Genomic DNA, 23,218 nt, shown 5'->3' with positions numbered 1-23,218 from the left:
GAATTTTTCCTGCAATGCAGCAGGGATGAAATCTGAATTTTTAGAAGCAGTCTATAAATCCGTGTATTTTTTTGCACTGCCCTTGGATTTCTCAACCGGATACTTCAGCGCATTCTTTTCAATCTTCTCCAATACAATCTGCTTCACATCCAAATCGTACTTTTCAGCCAGTAGAAAAGCAAACGCCAAAACATCGGCCAACTCTTCTTTCACTTTGTCGATATCCGCTTGCTCGGAAGACTTCCACAAAAAAGCTTCCAGTAACTCACCCGCTTCAATATTCAGCGCCAGCGCGAGATCCTTTGCCGTGTGAAACTGCGCCCAATCGCGCTCATCTCGGAATTTGAGGAGGGCTTCGGTGATTTGTTTCAGGTCGCTCATTTTGTTTTTATCAGCAATCCTAGAACAGTAGCAGTTGTGCACAGATATAAAGCAATAACATCATAACGATGATCCCACACAATAGTTTTATTTGCGTGGCCAAACTGGCTATCCTGATCCAGCCACTTTGCAGTACTGCACCGCGTTGATTCATATGTTTTAGCTGTTGGAGTTGAATCGTATTTTCAGTCCAATCAGCTAGTATCATGGTACAAATTAATGCAACCAGCATTGCAGGCGAGAATGGAAAATCCAAATATTCCGCCCCTTTGAGCAGTGCGTATAAAAAGGTAGCGCCATAAATCGGTGCAAATATCAGATCCATCGTTAGAAATCGCTGTTCAATCATACGTTCGTCTGCACCCAACACACTCCAATGGCTTTTTACCTGTTCTGCTGTGTACCCTGTGAAACGTATGCCTAAATTCTGCCGGTCTTTTTTATTTGCTAACTTATCAAGTTGCAAAGTAACCAGCTTGCGCCCGGACAAAAGCTGCAGCAATAAACCACCGCCAATCAAAACCAGCAATGGCAATAACAGAATTTCCAGGGTAGCTGATATCAAATCGGCTTTGTTCGGACCATTAACACCAAAATAACTGTTAGCCCATTTCACAAATGTCCAAATACCTTGGTCTTCGCCAGGAGCATCTGCATATTGTTTGCGAATTGCAGTAGCTATAGCATCCCGATCGATAAATGGGATATCAAGCAGCTTTAACCATACTTTGGTTTGATTCTCAGATAAAACCAAGCGTGGAATCAAAGTATTGATCGGCTCAGCCAGAGCAGCCACCTGTGCATCACTTGGTCTGATCTCCCACTCGGTTAGCAGTATACCCACAATAGGTCCCGTAATTATGTCATTGAACTTGCCTGCCAAAGGCGCTAGCCCCTCACCCAAGACTCTGAGTCGATCAGAATTCGTCGGTTCCTGTATCGCTTCCACATACTGCGCAATAATAATGGTTGCCTGATTTTCACTGAGTTTGCCTGCCAAAGACGCTAACCTCTCACTCAAGGCTCTAAGTTGATAAGGATCCATCGTTTTCTGTATCACTTCCACAACCTGCGCAACAACACTGGTTGCCTGGCTCTCACTGAGTTTGCCTGCCAAAGACACTAGCCCCTCACCCAAGGCTCTGAGTTGATAAGGATCCGTCGTTTCCTGTATCGCTTCCACAACCTGCGCAACGACACTGGTTGCCTGGCTCTCACTGAGTTTGTCTGCCAAAGACACTAGCCCCTCACCCAAGGCTCTGAGTTGATAAGGATCCTTCGTTTTCTGTATCACTTCCACAACCTGCGCAACAACACTGGTTGCCTGGCTCTCACTGAGTTTGTCTGCCAAAGACACTAGCCCCTCACCCAAGGCTCTGAGTTGATAAAAATCCTTCGTTTCCTGTATCGCTTCCACAACCTGCGCAACAATAATGGTTGCCTGGCTCCCACTGAGTTTGCCTGCCAAAGACACTAGCCCCTCACCCAAGGCTCTGAGTTGATAAAAATCCTTCGTTTCCTGTATCGCTTCCACAACCTGCGCAACGACACTGTTTGCCTGGCTCTCACTGAGTTTGCCTGCCAAAGACACTAGCCCCTCATCCATGGCTTTAAGTTGATGAAAATCCGTCGTTTTCTGTATCACTTCTACAACATGCGCAACAACACTGGTTGCCTGGCTCTCACTGAGTTCGACTGCCAAAGGCGCTAGCCCCTTACCCAGGGCCTCAAGTTGATAAGGATCCGTCGTTTTCTGTATCGCTTCCACATACTGCGCAACGACACTGATTGCCTGACTCACACTGAGTTTGCCTGCCAAAGGCGCTAGCCCCTTACTCAGGGCCTCAAGTTGATAAAAATTCGTCGTTTCCTGTATCGCTTCCACAACCTGCGCAACGACACTGGTTGCCTGGCTCTCACTGAGTTTGTCTACCAAAGACACTAGCCCCTCACCCATGGCCTTAAGTTGATGAAAATCCGTCGTTTTCTGTATCAGAGCGACAATACTGGCTACCTGATCTTCATTGAGTTTGCTGATATAGTTTACTAACCTTTCCTTACCTAACTTATCGATTATTTTATAATCTCCATTCTTGGCAACTGTATTTAATAGCTGTTGGATACCTTCACCCGTATCCAATTCCAACAGTGCCTGAATACGAGCTAATGAAATTGAGTCTTTTCCATCAGCATCAGCATCAGCAATCCGCAGTTTCTCAAGCAACTGATCCCTTAGACTGGAATCCGATTGGACGCTCGCTCGCAAGAACAATACCGGATGGGAGGAAAATACGGTGGCGATGTTTCCATCATGCAGGATTTCTTCGATAAAGCGCAATCGAATATTTTTGTCTTGCTTTGCAACGGTAATCAGATCATCAGCACCACTGCCTCGTGTCAGCCTTGAATCGGATTTAAACCGGAACCACAATGACTTAGCGGCGGATTCAATGGATTGCTGGTAACTGTAGTAACCAAACCCGGCAGCAATCAAACAGGCCGTCACCATAAATGCGCCCAGCAGATTCAGCAAGCGTTTCGAGAATTGCGACGCATCCCGGCTTTGCAAAATAAAAGCTTCTATCGATGCGAAGGAATGTGCGGAATTTTTGTTCTCATGGTAGCGGTTAGCCCATTCGGCATGCGGTGCCGAATTCGGCTGAGCCGATTGTGTTGAAGGCGCGACAAAATCCAATCCTTGCTTGAGCCAGGCTTCCGCCTGACTTAAATCGGCGCCGCTAAGGTAAGAACCGCTGCCGCTGTCTTTACGCGCTGCACGCTGACGCCATTCGCGATATTCCTGCGCAGCCTTGCCTTCGCTGTTGATCCAGCTTTTCAGACTAGCCCATTGCCGCATCACCGCCTCATGAGAAATATCAATGACGGTTTTTTCATCATCTTCCGGTTCACCGGGCTGATCGGGCTTGCTTTTATACGTGAGAAAGCTCACTGTTGGATCGGCGAAGGCTTTAATGATGGGTAAAAATTCTTTCCAAGACCGCCCGGACCATTCCGCAATACGCGCCAACGATTGCGGCCTGCGCACTGTTTGCCCACCACCTTCAGTAATTCGCTGCTCAGTAATTGCACGAAACAGCCACTGTGCATTGAGCTTTTGCTCGTCGGTTAAGGTGTTGTAAACCGTGTCGGCGTGATCCGATAAAGCTTGCCCTAAATTATCCACGGTTTGAAAAACATCCACTTCAGGATAATCCGTGGTATCAGCATGCAACCCTTTCTTTTCCAGTAACTGATCCCAGCGCCTCGCCAAAGCATGCTGTAAAACCGGCAATTGATCCTGTTCATTCTGGATGGCATTGACATATTCTGCAACCAAGTCTGCGGATAATTTCAAATTAAACAGCGCAGCGGGTCCGGCGATAGCCTGAGTCAATTGTTCCCGGTTCAACCGCGGCGTTAGATACAACGAGCGGTTAATCATTTCCGGTAAACCCAGAAAACGGGTACAAGCACCCAGGAAATCGGTGCGCATGGTAATAATCACAAAAATCCGCATTTCCTTGTTGTTACCGGCTGCCAATAACAAATTGACAAAGGCATCGGATTCGTCAGCCTGATAGGTGCCGGCTTCGGCATAGGTGAAGATTTCTTCAAACTGATCAACCAGGATCAGTAAATTGAAATCGGGATCTCGGGCGTGCTGACGCAGATCTTTAACCAAATCAACCAGCCCTAATGGACCGCGTCTTAGCTCTGCCTCAAGTGCTGGAAGTGTTGAATTGATTTCAGTACTCGCCGATTTTTCGGCTTGATTCAGCTCCGGACCCAGTGCATAGTGGTCGCACAAAGCTTTTGCCAAACTCGATAACGGTTTATCACCCGGACGCATAATGACTGCACGCCAGTCGCTACCGGTTCCGATAGCGCCCAAGGGTAATGCCGGCAATAGCCCGGCACGTACCAGACTGGATTTTCCCGAACCGGAGGGTCCTGTTACAGTGAGAAAATGCTGGGATTTAAGAATATCTTGCAGACGATCAATATGAATATCCCGGCCGAAAAAAATGCCCGTTTCCCAAGGCTCGAAGGGTCTCAGTCCAGGGTAGGGGCGATCTACCTGCAAGTATGCAAACATCTCAAACTCTCACTTGCAGCGAATCGATAAAACGCTGAATAGGCTCCTGGCTCAAGCCGTTGCGACAATCCAGATACATTAACCCAGGATCATTCCATAAAATCTTCTGTTTTGCCGGCGGCGGGCCATCAATAAAAGCGCCCCAGGGATTCGATTTATGAACCATTTTTTTGACTTTGGCATGTTGGCCTTGCAACCACATGGCATTTTCTTGGCTGTGAGCGAGAATCACACCGTCAACATTAGCCAGCAACAAACGCAGGTAAGCGTTGTATTCCTCTATCGTTTGATCTTGTTCGGGTATTGGCGGTATCGAAATTGCAGCATGCTTTAAATTGGCTACCATTGTGACGATCTCTTCTGCCAGGATGAAATCTTTTTGTCCTGCAGTAATGCAGAGCGTCAATGCATTTTGCTCCGGCTTGTTAATGGGCTTGAACGGCACAGGATTCATGAGCTTATCCAATTTCTCAAGCACTTGTTGACGGAATTGCTCGAATCCGCAAGCGATGGTGCCTTGCAACAATTCCCGATGCTTTGAATCGATGACGGTCTGTAGATCGATATTTTCCGGTCGCCATTGCAAAAAAGGTATTTCCGCTATTGTTACGCGCATTCTTGCAGCTAATGCTTGTAGTTGCAGGAACTTGGCTGCGTCACCGGCTTCCTTGCTTAGAAGTTGAATCAACAAATCCGCTTGGGAAATATCGTTCTCAACCACTGCACGGAAATCACTATCGCCCAGTGGATATATGCTATGACCAACGGGTAAAATTTGTGCGCCTCTCTGGCGTATTGATGCAGCTAAAGCCTCCCATTGACTATGAAGATCCGCAGTGGGTTGCGCAATCCAGACAACAGGGGGTTTTATTTTTTTATCGGATTGCGCAGCCTCCGCTACTGGGGTAGCTGATATCGATCGAGTACCACGTGTGTTATCAATTAACGCCAGTTGTAACTTTATCAGATGCGCAAGTTCGTTGAGCTGCCTCCAATATTCGTGTTCACCATCGATCGGCGGGTTGGGATACCCCAGCCTATGAACAGCGCCACTCAAAGATTTTTGATAAAGCTGCAGAGGCGTGAGTGCCTGTAATCGCGAATGCCATTTTTCTCGTTCCGTTTCCTCCACCGCAACAATAAAAACACTTTCCTTATTTTTATGCGCGCTATGAACGGTCAAAAAGTCACCGATTTCCTGTTTACACCATTCGGAATTCAAATAACTAGGTGACATGAACAAAATTATGGTCTGACTGGTACGAATTTTTTCGATGAGTGTTGCATCAACCTGAGCATTTTCCAACAACAAATGATCCATCCACACATCAGGTTTTCTACCTAATCTTTGCGTTAATACTTTTCTTAACTCTTCGATAAAATGAGTAATCCAACCGTAAGTTGACCCCTCCGGCAGCAAATCATCGTTGTGCGCATAACTAACAAAGATGTCGTGAACCATTAGAATTCTCCGGATATGCCTAGCTGTACCATTTTCTTCATGCAACCATGCGGAATCAAGTCTTGAGACATGCCAACCATACCCGCTTTACCATCGTTATAAATCACTAAACAAACCATAGTATAGCTGCCGTTATTCCAGCGGAAAATCTTGTTTGGAAATTGTGTCAAACTGTCTTCCTGGTCATCGTGTATTAAGATTTTCTGGGAACATCATAAATTTTGATCAGAAAAACCGCATGTTGCAAGGATTTTTGCGCGACCTCAATATACATCTATTGCTCGGTGGGAAAAACTGGTTTCAACGCCATTGCCAAGTCTTTGGCATTATGAAATTGCGCCCAATCGCGCTCATCGCGGAATTTGAGGAGGGCTGCGGTGATTTGTTGGGTGTCGTTCATTTGAAGTGAGCGTTAATAGTGATAACGAAGCTGAACAATGAACAAATCATTGCCAGCAACTTTATAGACAATTCTGTGCTCATCATTGATACGCCTTGACCAATAACCCGATAGGCTATGCTTCAGCGGCTCTGGTTTGCCAATCCCCTCGAAGGGATTTTGTTGAATAGCTTTAATCAGAAGATTAATTCTTTTTAGCATAGGCTTATCAGTTGCCTGCCAGTACAGATAGTCCTCCCAAGCTTTAGAGGAAAAAATCAGATTCATTCAATCAGTTTTTGCTCAATGCCTTTCCCTGTTTCAAGCTCAGCAATAGATTCCAATAAATGACGTGCATTGGCAGGTGAGCGAAGTAAATAGGTCGTTTCTTCCATCGCCTGATAATCTTCCAAGGAAATCATCACTACTGGCGCTTCCCGTTTGCGAGTGATAATGACAGGCGAATGATCATTGCAAACCTGTTCCATTGTTTTGGCTAAATTGGCGCGAGCGGCTGTATAACTGATAGCATCCATAATAATCTCATTTACAGTACAGAATAAAGTACAGCAAGTTTAGCATGCGCATTCAATGCGTCAACTAATGCCCCGAGCAGCTACCCGATAACGCTGTGCCATTGCCTCAAGCTTCTCTATTCCTGCTAGATTATTTGACAGGGCAAGAAGGTTAGCACCAATAGCAAATTGGATTTCTATTTGAATATGCATCAATCTAATAAGCTCTTCTTCTGGATAATTAGGTTCGATAGAATTGATAGTCGTTCTTCGTGATACATGCTCAATTCCTCCGTATTTCTGATTCTCAATATCTTGTAATAAGACATCTATCCTGGAATACACCAAATTTTATTCCTCCCAATCTCTTCATACACCCACGCTGGATCAAGATCTGCGCCGTTAGGCCATGTAATCGCCCCCAATTCGATGCAAACCTGACTAAATAATTGCCCATCCTTCAGTGCAGCAAATATACCGGCCTTCTCACTTAGAATGAGCTGCGACATATCGATGATGCCAGCAGTACCATCGTTGCAAGTAACGGCAAGGCAATAATTAGGTAGCACAGCAACAGCACGCGTTCGCCACGATGCCGATGCCGTTACTCCAATGGTGCGATGCAGTGGATTAACAATTTCTAGTGACATTAATTCATGTTGCTTATTTGTACACATCTTTTCGATGACCGATGGTTAACACCAGTACTGTCAGTTTCTCATCCTCAATATGACAGATCATGCGGTAGTCCTGTACACGGTAGCGCCACAAAGTAGAGAGATCATGAGTCAATTGTTTTCCAAATCTGCGCGGATCTTCTTCGGTTGCTATGCGTTCGCGGAAATACCGCAGAATGTCTTGTTGCGCAGTATGATCGAGTTTACGCAGCTCTTTTACCGCTGCATCATCAAACTCAACCTTCCAGATCAATACCCTTCTCCACTTCGTCCAGCGTCCAGCGCTTACCCGTTTTGTCCAGACGCTCTACCGCCAAGTATTTTTCTTCCATCTCATCGAGATGTTCCAGAATCGCTTCGCGTACGTAATAGGTTTTGGTGCGACCGGTCTTTGCAGCTAGCTCGGCTAGGCGACTCTCAATGTCTTCAGGCAGTTTGATTGCTAACATTTTGTGTACCTTGCTTATCAGTTAAATGAGTCTCTGGTTTACCTTTATTTGTCATTCCGAACATAGTGAGGAGTCTTTGATAACTAACAGTACAGATTTCTCGCTATGCTCAAAATGACAGTAATTCAGATGTTACGTATGTCCATGTGTTACCTACTAATCGGCTTATACCGAATCCGTTTCGGTTTCGCACCTTCTTCACCCAGACGTTTTTTCTTGTCGGCTTCGTATTCCTGGTAGTTGCCGTTGAAGAATGTCCATTGCGATTCACCTTCCGCAGCGAGGATGTGCGTGGCGATACGGTCGAGGAACCAGCGGTCGTGCGAGATGACCAGTACGCAGCCGGCGAATTCGAGCAATGCGTCTTCCAGTGCGCGCAGGGTTTCCACGTCGAGATCGTTGGAAGGTTCGTCGAGCAGCAGCACGTTACCACCGGAAATCAGCGTTTGCGCCAGATGCAGGCGGCCACGCTCACCGCCGGAAAGCTGGCCGATGATTTTTTGCTGGTCGCCGCCTTTGAAGTTAAAGCGCCCCAGATAAGCGCGCGCTGGCGTGGTGTATTTGCCTACGGTCAGCAGATCGTTGCCGCCGGAGATGGCATCGAACACGGTCTTGTCATTTTCCAGTGAGTCGCGCGCCTGATCGACGTGCGCAATCTGAACCGTGTGACCGATTTTCACTTCGCCGGAATCCGGCTGTTCCTTACCGGTTATCAGTTTGAACAAGGTGGATTTACCTGCACCGTTCGGGCCGATAATGCCGACAATCGCGCCCGGCGGCACCTTGAAGCTCAGATTGTCGATCAGCAGGCGGTCACCATACGATTTGGAGACACCGGTAAACTCAATGACCTCATTACCCAAACGCTCACCGACGGGAATGAAAATCTCCTGGGTTTCATTGCGTTTCTGGTATTCCTGCGAATTGAGTTCTTCAAAACGGGCGAGACGCGCCTTGGATTTCGCCTGGCGTCCTTTGGGATTTTGCCGCACCCATTCCAGCTCTTGTTTCATCGATTTCATGTGTGCATCAATCTGCTTGTTTTCTTGCTCCAGCCGCGCTTCTTTCTGTTCCAGCCAACTGGAATAATTACCCTTCCATGGAATACCGTGGCCGCGGTCGAGTTCCAGTATCCATTCGGCGGCGTTGTCGAGGAAGTAGCGATCATGCGTCACCGCCACCACAGTGCCGGGAAAGCGCACCAGGAATTGCTCCAGCCATTCCACGGATTCGGCATCCAAGTGGTTGGTCGGCTCGTCCAACAACAGCATATCCGGCTTTTCCAGCAGTAATTTGCACAATGCCACGCGGCGTTTTTCACCGCCGGAAAGATGTCCGATCACCGCATCCCACGATGGCAAACGCAATGCATCGGCGGCAATCTCCATCTGATGCTCGGTATCGCTGCCGGCGGTCGCCAGAATCGCTTCCAGGCGTGCCTGCTCGGTAGCCAGCGCATCAAAGTCAGCACCTTCTTCAGCATAAGCGGCATACACCTCGTCAAGTTTTTTCTGTGCCTGCATCACTTCGCCCAAGCCTTCTTCCACTTCCTGGCGCACGGTGTGCTCGGGATTCAGTTGCGGCTCCTGCGGCAAATAACCGATGCGGATATTGGGCAGGCGCTGCACCTCACCGTCAAACTCCTTATCCACACCGGCCATGATGCGCAGCACGGTAGATTTACCGGAACCATTCAGTCCCAGCAAACCGATCTTGGCACCGGGGAAAAAACTGAGCGATATATCTTTGATAATCTGACGTTTGGGAGGAACTATTTTGCTCACGCGGAGCATCGACATTACATATTGAGCCATGAGTTTGATCTTTGTTTATTTAGGGAAAAAGTTTAAAACTTGATAGATAGTGAGTTTAGCGTAGGTTATCGGGCAATGAAAGCCGCGATTGCCTGGATTACAGTCAATCACTCACGCGGCTGATCGACACGAATTTATTATTCTCATCGAAAACCAGCTCGAACGTGCCATACACGCCATTATTCTGTACCACGGCACGCAAGATATTGGCGGGAAAATGGATAATGCGGCCATCGACTGCCTTCGCTGCCACAGTATCCACTTCACCTTCGTAATAATACAAAAGCTGATAGGCTGGAATTTTAAGTACAACGTGCAAACGCTGATACATAAGCAAACCTCACCCGTTTTTGAAGAACTCCTGTCAAAACTTCTCGCCATCTTCCAAATAGCGCCACTGACCTTCGGGTAAATTGCCCAGCTTGACTTTGCCGATACGCACCCGTTTCAAGCCGGTCACTTTCAGATTAACCAGTTCGCACATGCGGCGAATTTGGCGTTTTTTGCCTTCCTGCAGGATAAAACGCAGTTGATCCTGATTTTGCCAGCTCACCTGCGCCGATTTTAACGCCTGACCGTCCAGACTCAACCCATGATTCAGCAGTGCCAGTTTTGCAGGCGGCAGAGCGCCCTCAACCCGCACCAGATATTCTTTTTCAATCGTAGAATTCTCACCGATTAACTGCTTGGCAATCCGGCCATCCTGCGTAAAAATCAGCAAACCTTGCGAATCGATATCCAGCCGGCCGGCCGGTGCCAAATTTCTCAAATGCGCGGGCTGAAAACGCTTGACCGACTGCTTAGGAACAAACTGGTTTTCCGGTTTGACCAGCACCACAGCGGGCTGGTAACCCGGTTCCGGCTGCCCTGATACATAGCCCACCGGTTTATTCAGCAAAATGGTGACCAACTGTGTTTGCTGCAGCTGCGCCGCTTTGTTCAATTTGATTTTCTGCGTGGGATAAATTTTGGTACCCAGTTCGGAAATCTGCTCGCCATCGACAAACACCCAGCCCAATTCAATATAGCGATCCGCCTCACGGCGCGAGCAGATGCCTTGTTCGGACATCAATTTGGATAAGCGGATTTTTTCCATGAGGCGCTATAATGAGAAAAGTGGAAAGGATGAATGCAAAGTTAGTGGCTTATTATAAAGCCAATCGCTCCATCATTTTTGACAACTATCAAGAGGTAACTATTATGGAAACGACCGCAGCAATACTGGAAAAAGCGCACCAACGCGCTGACGAAATGGAACTTCCTTACAAAGGTGCATTGCTCCCGATGGAGGCTTACCGAATTTTACAAGAATCTGCGCAAGCGCAATTGGTCGATGTGCGTTCCCACGCTGAATTCGATTGGGTTGGGCGTATTCCGGGAGCAATAGAAATTGAATTACGGGCATACCCCGGCATGCAGCCCAATCCGGATTTTCTTGATCAGCTGGTCAAACAAGTTGATAAAACATCGCCCGTTCTGTTTATTTGCCGCAGCGGTTCACGCTCGAATCAGGCTGCGATAATGGCCACCCAGAGCGGTTTTACCGACTGTTACAACATCCTCGAGGGCTTTGAAGGCGATAGAGATGAACAAGGTCAACGCGGCAAAGCCTCCGGCTGGAAAGTGGCGGGATTGCCGTGGGTACAGAGTTGAGAATATTGTTTTGAAAAGTATCCGGCGTCAGGATTTTCTATCCAAACGCTCCATCAGGTAGCACAGACAATCTTGGCGAATGATGCGGATATCGCGCGTCAGCATGGCTGGCATCACCTGCTGCTTGGTCAGAAGATTGCCTTCCCGGTTTTCAAAATAATGCTCGCTCATGTCATTGCCTGCGCCATTGCGAACATGCAAAGGGTTTGTACAGTCGGGTGCAACGATTGCCAAGCGCGTTCCGGGATCCAGCAAGCGGAAATTGTAATGATCGATATTGTCTATCAAACACAAATCCGCTGACGGATCACCGACGCTCAGGCTGACCGTTTCCGGCACCGTAACGATGGCTACCGTATGAAAAAGCTCCAGGTCGTGACTGGCCACAGGATGCGTCGGGAAGGCGGATAAATGCAACGCGCCTTCGACAAAGGAAGCCGCATGTTCGACTCCGCCAGTTCCACCGGGCTTGCCACACTCCAGCGTAACCGCCGGGCAAAGCTGCGCAAAGGCTTCTGACTGAACACCTTTGGGCTCGGTGAAATACACCACGATACGCGAGAACATCGTGGCGAGATGCAAAAAAGCATCATCCAGGCGATTAACGCACGCGTAATGTGGATTCAATCCGGTATTGTTGTGAATGTCGATGCTGGCAAATACGCCGCGCTGCGCCATGATACCGATCACTGTTTGCATCATGCGGTGCTCTTCTGTAACAACTGAATCCGCATCGAATGACCAAACGCGGTTGTAATCCAGCTGCCCTTCAAGGCGGCGCACACCGGCGCGCGCTGCTTCAATATTGCCGACATACAGCGACAGTGCGCGTGGCAGGGATTGGTTCTGATATTTTTTCAAGACCACCTGCATGGCCTTCAAACCCGTGTCTTCATTGCCGTGCAACAGAATCGACACAAACAGGGGTACGTCACGCCTGCCGGGAAGATGGATCAGGGTAGGGCCGGGCAGTACCGTATGCAATTCGCTGGCTTCGACCTGCAAGAATTTTTCCGGTAAATAATCCAATTCCGTCAACATGCCTACAACGCCCACTCATGCACCGGCGCACCGCTGCGTTGACGCTCAAGATAGGCGGCAACGAGATGCAAACTGTCGGATTGATGCTTCTCGCGGTAAGCACGCTGCCACGCGGCGCCGGTCTGGCCACTTTTGATCCGGGATTCCAGAATATCGAGATTTTGATCGATTTCGTCACGATCGATTTCAAGCGATTTCAAACCCTGCCGCGCCATCGGTAAAATTTCTTCCAGCAACAAAGTCCTGGCATCGGTTGTGCTGCCATCCAGCCAGATAAGCTTAGATCGCAGTCCATCGCGCGCTGCGGCATAAAAATTATCGCGGGCCTTGTCAAAACTGAATACGGATTCCGGCGCATCAGACATGCTGGCCAGAAAACGCGCCAAGCCGTAAAACAAGGCGGCATTGGCCATCATATCGGCAATCGTGGGCCCGGCGGGAAGCACGCGCTGCTCAATGCGCAAATGCGGCGTGCCGTCTGGATCAAAACCGATGAGTGGCCGAACCCAGCGCCAGATAGTTCCATTATGCAATCTGAGGTGCGCAAACTGTTGCGGCGGGCCATCCATCAGAATGGGTAGCAGCACGGCATGATTGGCAAGATTTTCCGCAAAACATTCGAATAGGGATTCGCGCGCATAGCCCTGACCAAAACTGACACGACGATTTCTCTGATCCGGCTGGTCGCCAATTTCAACCGACTGTTCAAACAGCGGGATGCGCGTTTCGTCCCATAAGTCAGCATCAAATAGCAACGGCGAATTGCCTGCCGCGGCAATCAACGGCCCGGCTGCAATGATAGATGCATTGAAATAGCGTACGGCGTTGCGTTGTGCGCTTTGCAAGTGCACCTGGAACGACGTGGTAGCGGCTTCCAACATCACATCCGCATGATCGAGATCCAAATGTTCGCGACCGTCGATACAAATGTGCAACAGACGTCCACAACGGCGTTTCAATACTTGTTCGTTCAGCGCACGATACCGCTTGAGATCCGACATATTCGCCAGACACAGATCGGATTGCCGCACAGTCGGCAAAATGCCGATCATCATCAATACGCTATCCATTCCGTGCGCAATGTCCTGGCATTCCTGCCAAGTATGGGTCAATTCAAGCGCCATGGCAGACAAGGCGTTGCCTTTAAGCGGCAAAGGCGCACCATTGAGTTCGACGTTGAAGCGGGACAACTCATGCACCACCAACGGATTGTTCAGGCGGGTCAGAAATGCTTGATTGATCGGTGCTGGAAAATAATTGTGATCCACCAGCCAGGATTCGAGCTCATAGCCGCCAATTTCACCAATACCCGAAAAACATCCTTCCGACAGCTGATTCCCTAATAACTCAGCTTCATGACATAAGCGGCGCTTATATTCCTTGAAAATCTGATCACTAAACTGCGTTTGGTTGATTTCCTGGCCCATCGCGATCACTCGAATTAATTATTCAGGCTCGTTGGCAGCAACACCCTTGTGGAAAGTAACATACACGTAGATAGGTACTTGCAAATCACCCAGATGCTTAGTGATCAACGGACTGACGTCATCCCAGTTCAATCCACCGACACCAGTGGCCAGACGAGGCAAAGCAAGACTGTGAAAATTTTCAGCATCCATCAAGCGGCGTAGTTCGCGCAGCGCGTGATTCACATGCTCGACTGTTGCTTTTCCAGGCTTGGCGTCATGATCATAAGCAGCATCCTGCGTAAACAGGTTAATAATGCGTGATCCTTCCGCCCCGCCCCACACCCACGCGCTTCCTGACTTGGGATGCGTAGTTTGGCAGAAATGCCGGAAATCTTTATACATGGCCGGCCACCGCTCCCTTAAACTTAACGCTAAACCCGTAGAGAACGGATCATTCGGCGCAACACCATGGGCGATGACCCGCGCTTTTGACAGTAGAATATCGCCGGTAACGTGATGAATCATTTGATTGAATATAACCAGTAGAAGAGAAAAGGCCTTATGGCTTTAAAAAGAATGTACAGAAAGATGTATTGAGCGTCAATCGCAAGCCTTGATCTGAGCGAGTACAGATTAAGAATCCTGCTTTCCTCACGCCTCCGACCAAGCAATCACACCCGTATACGCCGTTATCAGAATAATGAAGCCGAATACGATGCGATACCAAGCGAATACGGTAAAGTCATGGCTGCTGATAAAACGTATCAGGCCACGCACCGCCAGCAGCGCACTCAGGAAAGCGGCGACAAAGCCTACCGCAAACATGCCCAAATCATTCCATTCCAAAAACTCGCGGTGTTTGTAGACATCATAAAAGGTGGCGGCAAACATGATGGGGATTGCCAGAAAAAATGAGAATTCGGTGGCCGCTTTGCGCGACAGGCCAAAAAACAAGCCGCCGATAATCGTGGCACCCGAGCGCGAGGTGCCTGGAATCAGCGCCAGACATTGCGCCAGACCGACTTTCAGCGCGTGTTTCCAATCCATGTCGTCGACTTGCTCGACTTCAATCACATGTTCTCTGCGTTCCGCCCATAAAATCAGGAAACCGCCGATGATCAACGCCAACGCAACAGGGACAGGATGAAACAAATAGAATTTGATGGTTTTAATAAACAGCAGCCCCATGATGGCGGCGGGCAAGAATGCAATAAACAAGTTGATCACAAAGCGATTGGCTGCCGGGTCGGTACCGATGCCCCGAATGACTTCGGCAATCTTGCTGCGATATTCCCAGCACACGGCCAGAATCGCGCCCAATTGAATCGCGATGGTAAAAACCATGCCACGCTCATCGTTGAAATCGAGCAGATCACCGACCAGGATCAAATGACCGGTGGAAGAAACCGGCAGGAACTCGGTCAATCCTTCAACAACGCCCAGGATCAAAGCTTTTAACAGTAAAATAATATCCATATCGCGTTGTTGTTATGCTTTAATAAAATTGATAATTTTGGATCAAAATTACAGTTTGCTGTAAATTTCCGCGCCCTTTTCCTTGAATTCCGCTGATTTTTGCGCCATTCCAAGTTTTAAGGCTTCATCCTCGGCAACACCCTGATTGGCTGCATATTCCCGCACGTCCTGGGTGATTTTCATGGAGCAAAAATGCGGGCCGCACATCGAGCAGAAGTGCGCTACTTTTGCGCCATCCTGCGGTAAGGTTTCGTCATGAAATTGCTGCGCTTTGTCGGGATCCAGGCTGAGATTGAATTGGTCTTCCCAGCGGAATTCAAAGCGCGCTTTGGATAACGCGTTATCCCGAATCTGCGCACCAGGATGACCTTTCGCCAAATCCGCGGCATGTGCGGCGATCTTGTAGGTAATGATGCCATCCTTGACATCATCCTTGTCCGGCAAACCCAGATGCTCCTTCGGCGTCACATAACACAGCATCGCCGTGCCGTACCAGCCGATCATCGCAGCACCAATGGCGGAAGTGATGTGATCATAACCGGGGGCGATATCTGTCGTCAGCGGGCCGAGCGTATAAAAAGGCGCTTCGTCGCAATACTGCAACTGCAAATCCATATTTTCCTTGATCAGGTGCATCGGCACATGACCGGGCCCTTCGATCATGGTTTGTACATCGTGTCTCCAGGCTACCTTGGTTAATTCACCCAGCGTTTTCAGTTCGGCAAATTGCGCTTCATCGTTGGCGTCATAAATGGAACCGGGGCGCAAACCGTCGCCGAGCGAGAAACTGACATCATACGCCTTCATAATCTCGCAGATTTCTTCGAAATGCGTGTACAGAAAACTTTCCTGATGATGCGCCAAGCACCATTTCGCCATAATCGAGCCGCCGCGCGACACGATACCGGTCATGCGTTTCGCGGTCATCGGCACATACGCCAGGCGCACACCGGCATGGATGGTAAAGTAATCCACCCCTTGTTCAGCCTGCTCGATCAGCGTGTCACGGAAAATTTCCCAGGTTAAATCTTCCGATTTGCCGTCGACTTTTTCCAACGCCTGATAAATCGGCACCGTGCCAATCGGTACCGGGCTGTTGCGAATGATCCATTCGCGCGTTTCATGAATATTCTTGCCGGTGGAAAGATCCATCACCGTATCGCCGCCCCAGCGGATCGCCCAGGTCATTTTTTCAACTTCTTCCTGAATACTGGAACCTAACGCGGAATTCCCGATATTGGCGTTGATTTTGACCAGAAAATTGCGCCCGATGATCATGGGTTCGGATTCGGGGTGATTGATATTGGCCGGAATGATGGCGCGCCCGCGTGCCACCTCATCGCGCACAAATTCCGGGGTAATCATTTTCGGCAACGATGCGCCGAAATCCTGTCCGACATGCTGGCGTGTCAGTAATTCGTGATGTTGACCACTGAGCGCTTCGACACGCTGGTTCTCACGAATGGCGATATATTCCATTTCCGGCGTAATGATGCCCCGGCGCGCGTAATGCATCTGGGTGACATTCAATCCGGTTTTGCTGCGACGCGGTTGCCGCTGGAGGTTAAAGCGCATGTCCGCCAGTTTGGGATCTTGCAAGCGCGCTTGGCTGTACGCGGAATTATGGCTGGATAATATTTCAGTATCATTACGCTCGGCAATCCATTTTTCGCGCAATGCAGGCAGTCCCGAGCGAATATCAATCTTTATGGCTGGATCGCTATACGGGCCGGAAGTGTCATAAACCCATATCGGTGGATTTTTTTCCGCACCCATGCTGGCGGCGGTGTCGCTCTGAGAAATTTCCCGCATGGGTACCTGAATATCGGCGCGCGATCCTTGTACATAGATTTTGCGCGAATTGGGCAGCGGTTTTATGGCTGCTTCATCGACTTGGGCTGTGGCACTGGAAAAATTTTTTTGGTTTAAAACTGTAATGCTCATAATAGTGTTGCTCCTTAAGTAAATGCCATAAAGAGCGGGAGGATGAATCCCAGCTTCCCTACGGCGGCATTATCCGCGTCAGGTAAATAAGGGACTCTCTCACCGATTAGGTGCCTCTAAAAACCCAAACTTCGTTACAATGCATCGTTACTCGCAAACAATGTTTCCTCACCTATCAGCTATACGCTAGCGACGTCAACATTTTTGCTCTTGCCTTGCTTGGTTTAAAATTCCGGGTTTTTAGAGGCACCTAATTCTTTCAGAACATTCCATTCTGAAAACGGACCCCTAGCTGATGCTGTGAAGCTAATGGAAATGTGAAATAATTGCAAGTCTTACCTCAATTAACAATACGGATCTAGAAATGAATCTTGAAGAAACTCGATTAAATATGGTTACGCAACAAATCCGTACGTGGAATGTATTGGATGATAGTGTCCTGGATTTATTGTACAAAATACGGCGCGAAGAATTTGCTCTGCCTGCAAATCGCGCCATGGCTTTTGTGGATATGGAAATTCCTTTGGGCTATGGTCAAGTCATGCTGGCGCCTAAAATGGAAGCTCGCATACTGCAAGAACTTCACATTAAGAAAACGGACAAAATTCTGGAAGTCGGCAGCGGCAGTGGATACCTGGCAGCGCTACTGGCTGAGAAAGGTGCTCACGTTTATAGTGTTGAGATCGTGCCTGAACTAAAAACCATGGCGGAAAATAATCTTAAAGCGCACGATATTACGAATGTCACGATCGAACAAGGCGATGCTGCACAAGGCTGGTCTAAACATGGTCCTTATGATGTCATCGTGTTAACCGCATCGACGCCTGTTTTACCCGATGCTTTTCTGCAAAGCCTGAACCCGGGAGGTCGATTATTTGCGATTGTCGGCGAAGATCCCGCCATGGAAGCTTCACTCATCACTTGTGTAGCACCGGGCGAATACACAACTAAAAAATTGTTTGAGACCAGTACAATCCCGCTCATCAATGCACTGCAACCGACAAAGTTTGTCTTTTGAAGATTAGAATTAGAACAACGATCACGCGTGCTATTTGTCACAGCGGCCAACTTATTGCTGAAATATCATCAGCTCCGAACGAATATCGGAAATCCATATGAAATGCTTGCAATTCGTTTTTGCTGCTTTTATCGGCATTACAGGGCATTCCGCTCTGTACGCTGCTGATTTGATGGGTATCTATCATGAAGCGCTGGCACAGGATGCACAATACCGCTCGGCGCGTGCCGCCTATCAGGCTGCGCAGGAAAAGTTGCCGCAGGGTAGAGCAGGTTTCTTGCCGAATATCACCCTATTGGGAACACGCACGGTTCAGCAAGTAAACGCAAACAACATCGGCAATATCAATCCGCCGGAAGTCACGATTCAAAGCCGGGGTGTGACGATATCAGCGACACAACCGCTGTTCCGCATGGAAAATATTGTCATTTATCAGCAATCAAAAATTGAAGTCAGCAGAGCGGATTCACAATTTGTCGTGGCTGCGCAAGATTTGATACTACGGGTTGCACAAGCGTATTTTGATGTACTGGATGCGCAGGTCGATGTCGAAGTTGCTGAAGCGCAGAAAAAAGCGATTCTGATACAACTGCAACAAGCCAAGCGTAATTTTGAAGTCGGTGTTTCCACCATTGTGGATACCAACGAAGCACAAGCCCGCCATGACCTCACCACATCGCAAGAAATTGCCGCGCGTAATGCGCTTGAAATCAGGAAGCGCACGTTACAAGGCATCATTGACCGCTTTCCTGAAAATCTTGTAGGCGCCAAGGAAATCGCTTCCGATTTGGCTAATTTGCAATACAGCAGCATGGATGAATGGGTACGCGTTGCGGAAGAAAAGAATTTCACGTTGAAAATCCAGCAAGCAGCCTATGAAATAGCCCACCAGGATGTAAAAAAGGCCTGGGCGCAACATTACCCGACGTTGGATCTGGTTGCACAATACAGCGATCAAACCGGCGTCGGTGGTGCCATTACCGGCCGCGGCATCGACCTCGTCTCAAAATCGATCGGACTGCAACTCAATATACCGCTATTCCAGGGCTTTTCCGTGCAATCCCGTGTACGCGAAGCATTGGCACTTCAGGATAAAGCGCTGCATGACCTTGAAAGCACCCGGCGCAACATTGCCGTGCAGATCCGCCAGCAATTTCTGAATGTCACTAACGGTATTGCACAGGTAAACGCACTCAAACAGGCCTTGAAATCCAGCCAGAGTCAACTGGATTCAACCGTTCTCGGACAAAAAGTCGGTGTCAGAACCGAAGTCGATGTACTGAACGCACAACAACAAATGTACTCGGCCAGACGTGATCTGGCCAAAGCGTATCACGGTTATCTCATGTCAAGATTACGTCTGAATGCGGAAGCGGGTGAGCTCGACGAAGAAACGCTGACACAAATTAATGCCATGCTGATCAAGTAGCGGCAATCTCGATGCCGTGCTCGGCAAATAACACCATGATGCGTGTGTTGAGGGCATTCTGGACTTCCAATCGCTGATTTAAGGTATTAACGAATACACGAAGTTCAAAATCCAGAGATTTTGCCCCGAAAGTCAGGAACCAGCAGGATGGCTCCGGTTCTTTCAGCACCCGGTCATCTTCCCTGGCAGCCTGCAACAGCAACGCACGCACTTTGTTTACATCCGCACCATGCGTAACCCCTATCCGAATGACAACGCGAGTAATGGTATCGGTCAATGTCCAATTGATCAGTTGGCCGGTGATGAAGGTCTTATTGGGAATGACGATTTCCTTGTTATCGAAATCAAGCACAGTGGTAGCGCGAGTACGGATACGGGTAACGCGGCCGGAAAGATCACCGACTGTGATCACATCACCGACCCGGAACGGCCGCTCAAACAGCACAATGATGCCGGATACAAAGTTGGCAAAAATTTCCTGTAAACCAAATCCAAGTCCGACCGTCAAGGCAGCGGCCATCCACTGCAACTGCGACCAGCGCATACCCAGAAAACTCAATCCCACCAAGGTACCGCCAATCACGATCGCGTAGCGCAACACGCTGGTGATGGCATAACGTGAAGCGACATCGATACGGATATGTGACAACAGGCTGATTTCGATCAATCCTGGCAGGTTTCTGGCGCCAACCGTGGTCAGCACCAACGTAAAGATACCCGACAACACCGCCATCAGCGTGATGGGTTGCTGGATCGTAACACCATCGGTGCCAATCTCACTGATATGCCACAGTGCAATCTCGTCCAGGCGCGTGATGGCGGGTAGTATGGCAGCCCACACCCAGATCAAACCCAATGCCAGCAAACTCAGCCGTAATGCGCGCAACAGCCGGCGGGTCTGAGTATTGACTTGTTCCAGCGTAATGTTCTCTTCCGGCTCCGGTATCACTTCACCGGATTCTTCAGCGGCGTGCGCTGCCGCCAAGCGACGTTCATCCAGGCGATGCAGCATCAGGCGCCGCTCTCCGAGCAAAAACCAGCGCGCCAGCAGCCCCAGTCCAATGGCGATCATGACAATCAGGCTAAAGCTGGCCAATAGCGACTGCAATATCATGCCCGCAGAATAAACATAGCCCGTCAACGCCAGTATTGCAACGGCTAATAGCAATGCGGGCAGCAGCACGCGCAATAGCTTGCGCAAAGTCGATGGTTCGCTGACTACGCCTCGAATGACCCAGAGCCGGCCAACATCCAGCAGTCGCCAGAGAGCCCACGCCAGCGCCACACAACTCAGCATGATCGCCATACGTGCCTGCACATCGATGGCCAGATCAAGCCTGCGGATAAACGCCAGCGAACTGACAAAGTATAGCGGCAGCACAACAACAGCGATCCGCGGTAACCAATAATGCAGTGCGGTACGGCGCTGCCGGGTCCAGCGGAAATGTGCGTGCCCCAAGCCACGCTCCATACTGATCCAGCGCAGCAGTTGCACTGCCAATAGCGGTAACGCCAGTAACACACAAGCCTGACCTAAGGAATGACTGAATCGTCCAGGATTGCCGACACCTTGCAGCAGTTGCCCCAGCAAGGCTAACGTAACAGGAGCAGGCAACGCGGCCAGCAGGGTCCATCCCAATGTTTTGAGGGTTGTCTGGTAACTGTCTTTGCGAATCTGGTAGGTATTAGCCGCCAAGGCCTCGATATGTACCGGAGCGCGGCGCCGAAGTTCCAGTAAAACCAGTATGAGCAGCAGACTGCCTAGCCAGGGTGCAGGTTGCTGGTAAAAATTTTGCACACTCAGCGTCATCACAGTAGTAAAACGCGATGGTTTGATCAAATCATGCAGTCCATCCGGCAACCGCTGCAGCCATTTACCATTGATCACACCATGGCTGGGAATCCATAGCAGGTAACGATCCAGCATCTGCTGCAATTCCTGAGCGTTTTGAATCTGCTGCTGCAAAGCTTGCTCGCTCTTTTCCAGCGCCGCAATACGTCGCTGTAGCAAAGACTCGAGCAGCGCCAACAGTTCGGTACGCTTATGCAACAAAGGCAACAGCAAGTTTTGAATATTTTTGTCGCTGCGCCCCTCCTCGTCCGCCTGCGAATGTGCCCTAACTAACGTCCGGGCAACGGCACCCATATCCAACAGACCGCGTTGCTGTTCGCTGAGCATTATCCGTTCCAACCGCAAATCCGCCAGATTATTGCGAATCAATTCCAGACGCAGCTCAAGGCGGGCGGGCGTCTCCAATTGGCGCCGCTCACTCCACAGCCAACGACCAACGCGTTCACTGGTTCCACCCACATCAAGCCGGGTGCGGCTATCGCGCAAAGTCACGGCAATATGCTCACCGGCTTGTTCGATACTGGCCAAAGCGGCGCGATCCCGCGCCAAATGCTCATTTTGCTGTATCAGCTCCGCACCCATGGTACGATTCGCAACAGCAGCGGATGCCAGTACGAAAGCATCTCCAGCCAATTCTTGTTCACGCTTGATTAATTGTTCGCTCAATGCTTCCAGTTCACGCCGACCACGGTTGGTAATGCGCTGCTGTAAATGTTCCACGCGTTTTTCGTGCAATCCCAGGCGATAGCGCAACTCGCGCAGCGCCAATTCGTGCAGGCTCTGACGCTGCGTGGCGGTGTCCTGCTCGGTAAGACGCAGTTCCAGCATTGCTTGCAAGCGATGCTGTTCGCTGCTGCGGCGTAGGCGACGCGCTTCAAATAGTGCGGCAGGCTCATCGGATTGGGCCACGATCGGTGTTGATTGTTCTTCGATGCGGCGGTGCAATGCGGTGATTTCATCGGCTGCCTGCGCCGGGCGCGATAGCACCAGGGCCAGATCTGTGCCGGCGACCCCGATCTGCGCGCGCAGATCGGTGATGATGGTGCGTTCCTGCTCCAGGAGCTGTTCCAGTGTTTCGCCATCAGCGTCAGCCGGCAAGCGCTTGGACCACTCGAGTAATTCCCGCTCACGGTCTGTTGCCAACGCTTTATTCAAACGCTCCATCCGCGCAGGTTGATCGGCAGCTTCCGCACGCAACGCGGTTAATTGCTCATTCAGCGTTTCCGCTTCGCGCTCATCGGCACGTGCAGCATCAAGGTACTCGATGGCTGCCTGCCGCTGAGCTTCCTCCATCTTGCTGCGACCAACCGCTGCGCGTGCGGTATCGATGGCTTTGTAGACCGATGACTGATTTTTTGAGTACGCATTGCCGGGTAACCAGAACAGCAACGCTAATATGCTGCACAAAAGCACGAAAAAAAGCGATTTGAAACCGAACACAGGTTTTAACAACATGGATGCCAATAGTCGTGGTGAAAAGGTACGGCAATCATCCAAAGCCGGAAAAATGTATTGGCTGAATGGCATACCGACAGTAAATACCGAATTAACGGATAAGGATTGCATCACGCCTTTTTGCAGGCGATTCAAAATCATTGGTTGATTATTTCCCCAACCGATCAT

23 protein-coding genes are annotated in these 23,218 nt (G+C 49.5%); 3 read left to right on the top strand and 20 right to left on the bottom strand.

Annotated elements, in window-relative coordinates:
• Positions 1-51: 51 nt before the first annotated feature.
• From Q0K92_RS02335 to Q0K92_RS02270, 14 genes are all read right to left on the bottom strand, one after another.
• Positions 52-381 carry a nucleotide pyrophosphohydrolase gene (locus tag Q0K92_RS02335; RefSeq protein ID WP_297324199.1) on the bottom strand — a complete coding sequence of 110 codons (330 nt, stop codon included), beginning with the start codon at positions 379-381 and terminating at the stop codon, positions 52-54.
• A gap of 19 nt (positions 382-400) precedes the next feature.
• The gene (locus Q0K92_RS02330) at positions 401-4,477 is read right to left on the bottom strand and encodes an ATP-binding protein (protein ID WP_297324198.1); all 4,077 of its coding nucleotides are present in this window, start codon (positions 4,475-4,477) and stop codon (positions 401-403) included.
• 1 nt (position 4,478) lies between these two features.
• The gene (locus Q0K92_RS02325; RefSeq protein ID WP_297324197.1) at positions 4,479-5,939 is read right to left on the bottom strand and encodes a TIR domain-containing protein; all 1,461 of its coding nucleotides are present in this window, start codon (positions 5,937-5,939) and stop codon (positions 4,479-4,481) included.
• Positions 5,939-6,109 (bottom strand): hypothetical protein, encoded by a 171-nt coding sequence (locus Q0K92_RS02320; RefSeq protein ID WP_297324196.1) that lies wholly within the window; start codon positions 6,107-6,109, stop codon positions 5,939-5,941. Before Q0K92_RS02320 ends, Q0K92_RS02325 begins: the two co-directional genes overlap by 1 nt.
• Positions 6,110-6,213: 104 nt before the next feature.
• Positions 6,214-6,339 carry a hypothetical protein gene (locus Q0K92_RS02315; protein ID WP_297324195.1) on the bottom strand — a complete coding sequence of 42 codons (126 nt, stop codon included), beginning with the start codon at positions 6,337-6,339 and terminating at the stop codon, positions 6,214-6,216.
• Between the two features lie 12 nt (positions 6,340-6,351).
• On the bottom strand, positions 6,352-6,606 hold the full coding sequence (locus Q0K92_RS02310) for a Txe/YoeB family addiction module toxin (RefSeq protein WP_297324194.1): 255 nt from the start codon (positions 6,604-6,606) through the stop codon (positions 6,352-6,354).
• Positions 6,603-6,854, bottom strand: coding sequence for a type II toxin-antitoxin system prevent-host-death family antitoxin (locus Q0K92_RS02305; protein WP_297324193.1), 252 nt, complete (start codon positions 6,852-6,854; stop codon positions 6,603-6,605). The genes Q0K92_RS02310 and Q0K92_RS02305 overlap by 4 nt, the downstream gene beginning before the upstream one ends.
• 60 nt (positions 6,855-6,914) lie before the next feature.
• Positions 6,915-7,178, bottom strand: a complete 264-nt coding sequence (locus Q0K92_RS02300; RefSeq protein ID WP_297324192.1) for a hypothetical protein — start codon at positions 7,176-7,178, stop codon at positions 6,915-6,917.
• Positions 7,163-7,483: a DUF2442 domain-containing protein gene (locus Q0K92_RS02295; RefSeq protein WP_297324191.1), complete on the bottom strand. Its 321-nt coding sequence runs from the start codon at positions 7,481-7,483 to the stop codon at positions 7,163-7,165. Before Q0K92_RS02295 ends, Q0K92_RS02300 begins: the two co-directional genes overlap by 16 nt.
• Before the next feature lie 13 nt (positions 7,484-7,496).
• On the bottom strand, positions 7,497-7,763 hold the full coding sequence (locus Q0K92_RS02290) for a type II toxin-antitoxin system RelE/ParE family toxin (protein WP_297324190.1): 267 nt from the start codon (positions 7,761-7,763) through the stop codon (positions 7,497-7,499).
• A complete protein-coding gene (locus Q0K92_RS02285) occupies positions 7,747-7,959 on the bottom strand; it encodes a TraY domain-containing protein (protein WP_297324189.1) in 213 nt (70 codons plus the stop codon). The genes Q0K92_RS02290 and Q0K92_RS02285 overlap by 17 nt, the downstream gene beginning before the upstream one ends.
• Before the next feature lie 149 nt (positions 7,960-8,108).
• Positions 8,109-9,773: an energy-dependent translational throttle protein EttA gene (gene ettA, locus Q0K92_RS02280; RefSeq protein ID WP_297324188.1), complete on the bottom strand. Its 1,665-nt coding sequence runs from the start codon at positions 9,771-9,773 to the stop codon at positions 8,109-8,111.
• Positions 9,774-9,876: 103 nt separating this feature from the next.
• Positions 9,877-10,104: a DUF2835 domain-containing protein gene (locus tag Q0K92_RS02275; protein ID WP_297324187.1), complete on the bottom strand. Its 228-nt coding sequence runs from the start codon at positions 10,102-10,104 to the stop codon at positions 9,877-9,879.
• Between the two features lie 33 nt (positions 10,105-10,137).
• Entirely contained in the window at positions 10,138-10,869 is a 732-nt protein-coding gene (locus Q0K92_RS02270) for an rRNA pseudouridine synthase (RefSeq protein ID WP_297324186.1), read from the bottom strand.
• Between the two features lie 104 nt (positions 10,870-10,973).
• On the opposite strand from Q0K92_RS02270, the gene Q0K92_RS02265 reads away from it, so the two are divergent.
• A complete protein-coding gene (locus Q0K92_RS02265; protein ID WP_297324224.1) occupies positions 10,974-11,426 on the top strand; it encodes a rhodanese-like domain-containing protein in 453 nt (150 codons plus the stop codon).
• 27 nt (positions 11,427-11,453) lie between these two features.
• Here the strand turns inward: Q0K92_RS02265 and Q0K92_RS02260 are convergent, their stop codons facing one another.
• The 5 genes from Q0K92_RS02260 to thiC form a co-directional block, all read right to left on the bottom strand.
• Positions 11,454-12,482, bottom strand: a complete 1,029-nt coding sequence (locus Q0K92_RS02260; RefSeq protein WP_297324185.1) for a M14 family metallopeptidase — start codon at positions 12,480-12,482, stop codon at positions 11,454-11,456.
• Positions 12,470-13,894 (bottom strand): glutamate--cysteine ligase, encoded by a 1,425-nt coding sequence (locus Q0K92_RS02255; protein WP_297324184.1) that lies wholly within the window; start codon positions 13,892-13,894, stop codon positions 12,470-12,472. Before Q0K92_RS02255 ends, Q0K92_RS02260 begins: the two co-directional genes overlap by 13 nt.
• A gap of 18 nt (positions 13,895-13,912) precedes the next feature.
• Positions 13,913-14,401: a macro domain-containing protein gene (locus Q0K92_RS02250; protein ID WP_297324183.1), complete on the bottom strand. Its 489-nt coding sequence runs from the start codon at positions 14,399-14,401 to the stop codon at positions 13,913-13,915.
• Positions 14,402-14,527: 126 nt separating this feature from the next.
• Positions 14,528-15,352 carry an undecaprenyl-diphosphate phosphatase gene (locus tag Q0K92_RS02245; protein WP_297324182.1) on the bottom strand — a complete coding sequence of 275 codons (825 nt, stop codon included), beginning with the start codon at positions 15,350-15,352 and terminating at the stop codon, positions 14,528-14,530.
• 48 nt (positions 15,353-15,400) lie between these two features.
• Positions 15,401-17,296, bottom strand: coding sequence for a phosphomethylpyrimidine synthase ThiC (gene thiC, locus Q0K92_RS02240; protein ID WP_297324181.1), 1,896 nt, complete (start codon positions 17,294-17,296; stop codon positions 15,401-15,403).
• Positions 17,297-17,660: 364 nt separating this feature from the next.
• Between thiC and Q0K92_RS02235 the strand changes: the two genes are divergently transcribed.
• Together Q0K92_RS02235 and Q0K92_RS02230 are read left to right on the top strand one after the other, a co-directional pair.
• Positions 17,661-18,314 carry a protein-L-isoaspartate O-methyltransferase gene (locus Q0K92_RS02235; protein WP_297324180.1) on the top strand — a complete coding sequence of 218 codons (654 nt, stop codon included), beginning with the start codon at positions 17,661-17,663 and terminating at the stop codon, positions 18,312-18,314.
• A gap of 97 nt (positions 18,315-18,411) precedes the next feature.
• A complete protein-coding gene (locus Q0K92_RS02230; protein ID WP_297324179.1) occupies positions 18,412-19,743 on the top strand; it encodes a TolC family outer membrane protein in 1,332 nt (443 codons plus the stop codon).
• On the opposite strand, the gene Q0K92_RS02225 is transcribed toward Q0K92_RS02230, so the two are convergent.
• Positions 19,736-23,218, bottom strand: a complete 3,483-nt coding sequence (locus tag Q0K92_RS02225; RefSeq protein ID WP_297324178.1) for a mechanosensitive ion channel domain-containing protein — start codon at positions 23,216-23,218, stop codon at positions 19,736-19,738. The two genes, Q0K92_RS02230 and Q0K92_RS02225, sit on opposite strands and share 8 nt — an antisense overlap.

The sequence above is a fragment of the Nitrosomonas sp. genome (genome assembly GCF_024282095.1).
GTDB lineage: Bacteria > Pseudomonadota > Gammaproteobacteria > Burkholderiales > Nitrosomonadaceae > Nitrosomonas.
Note: the sequence above shows the minus strand (reverse complement) of the source record. Positions and strands in the feature narration are given on the sequence as shown.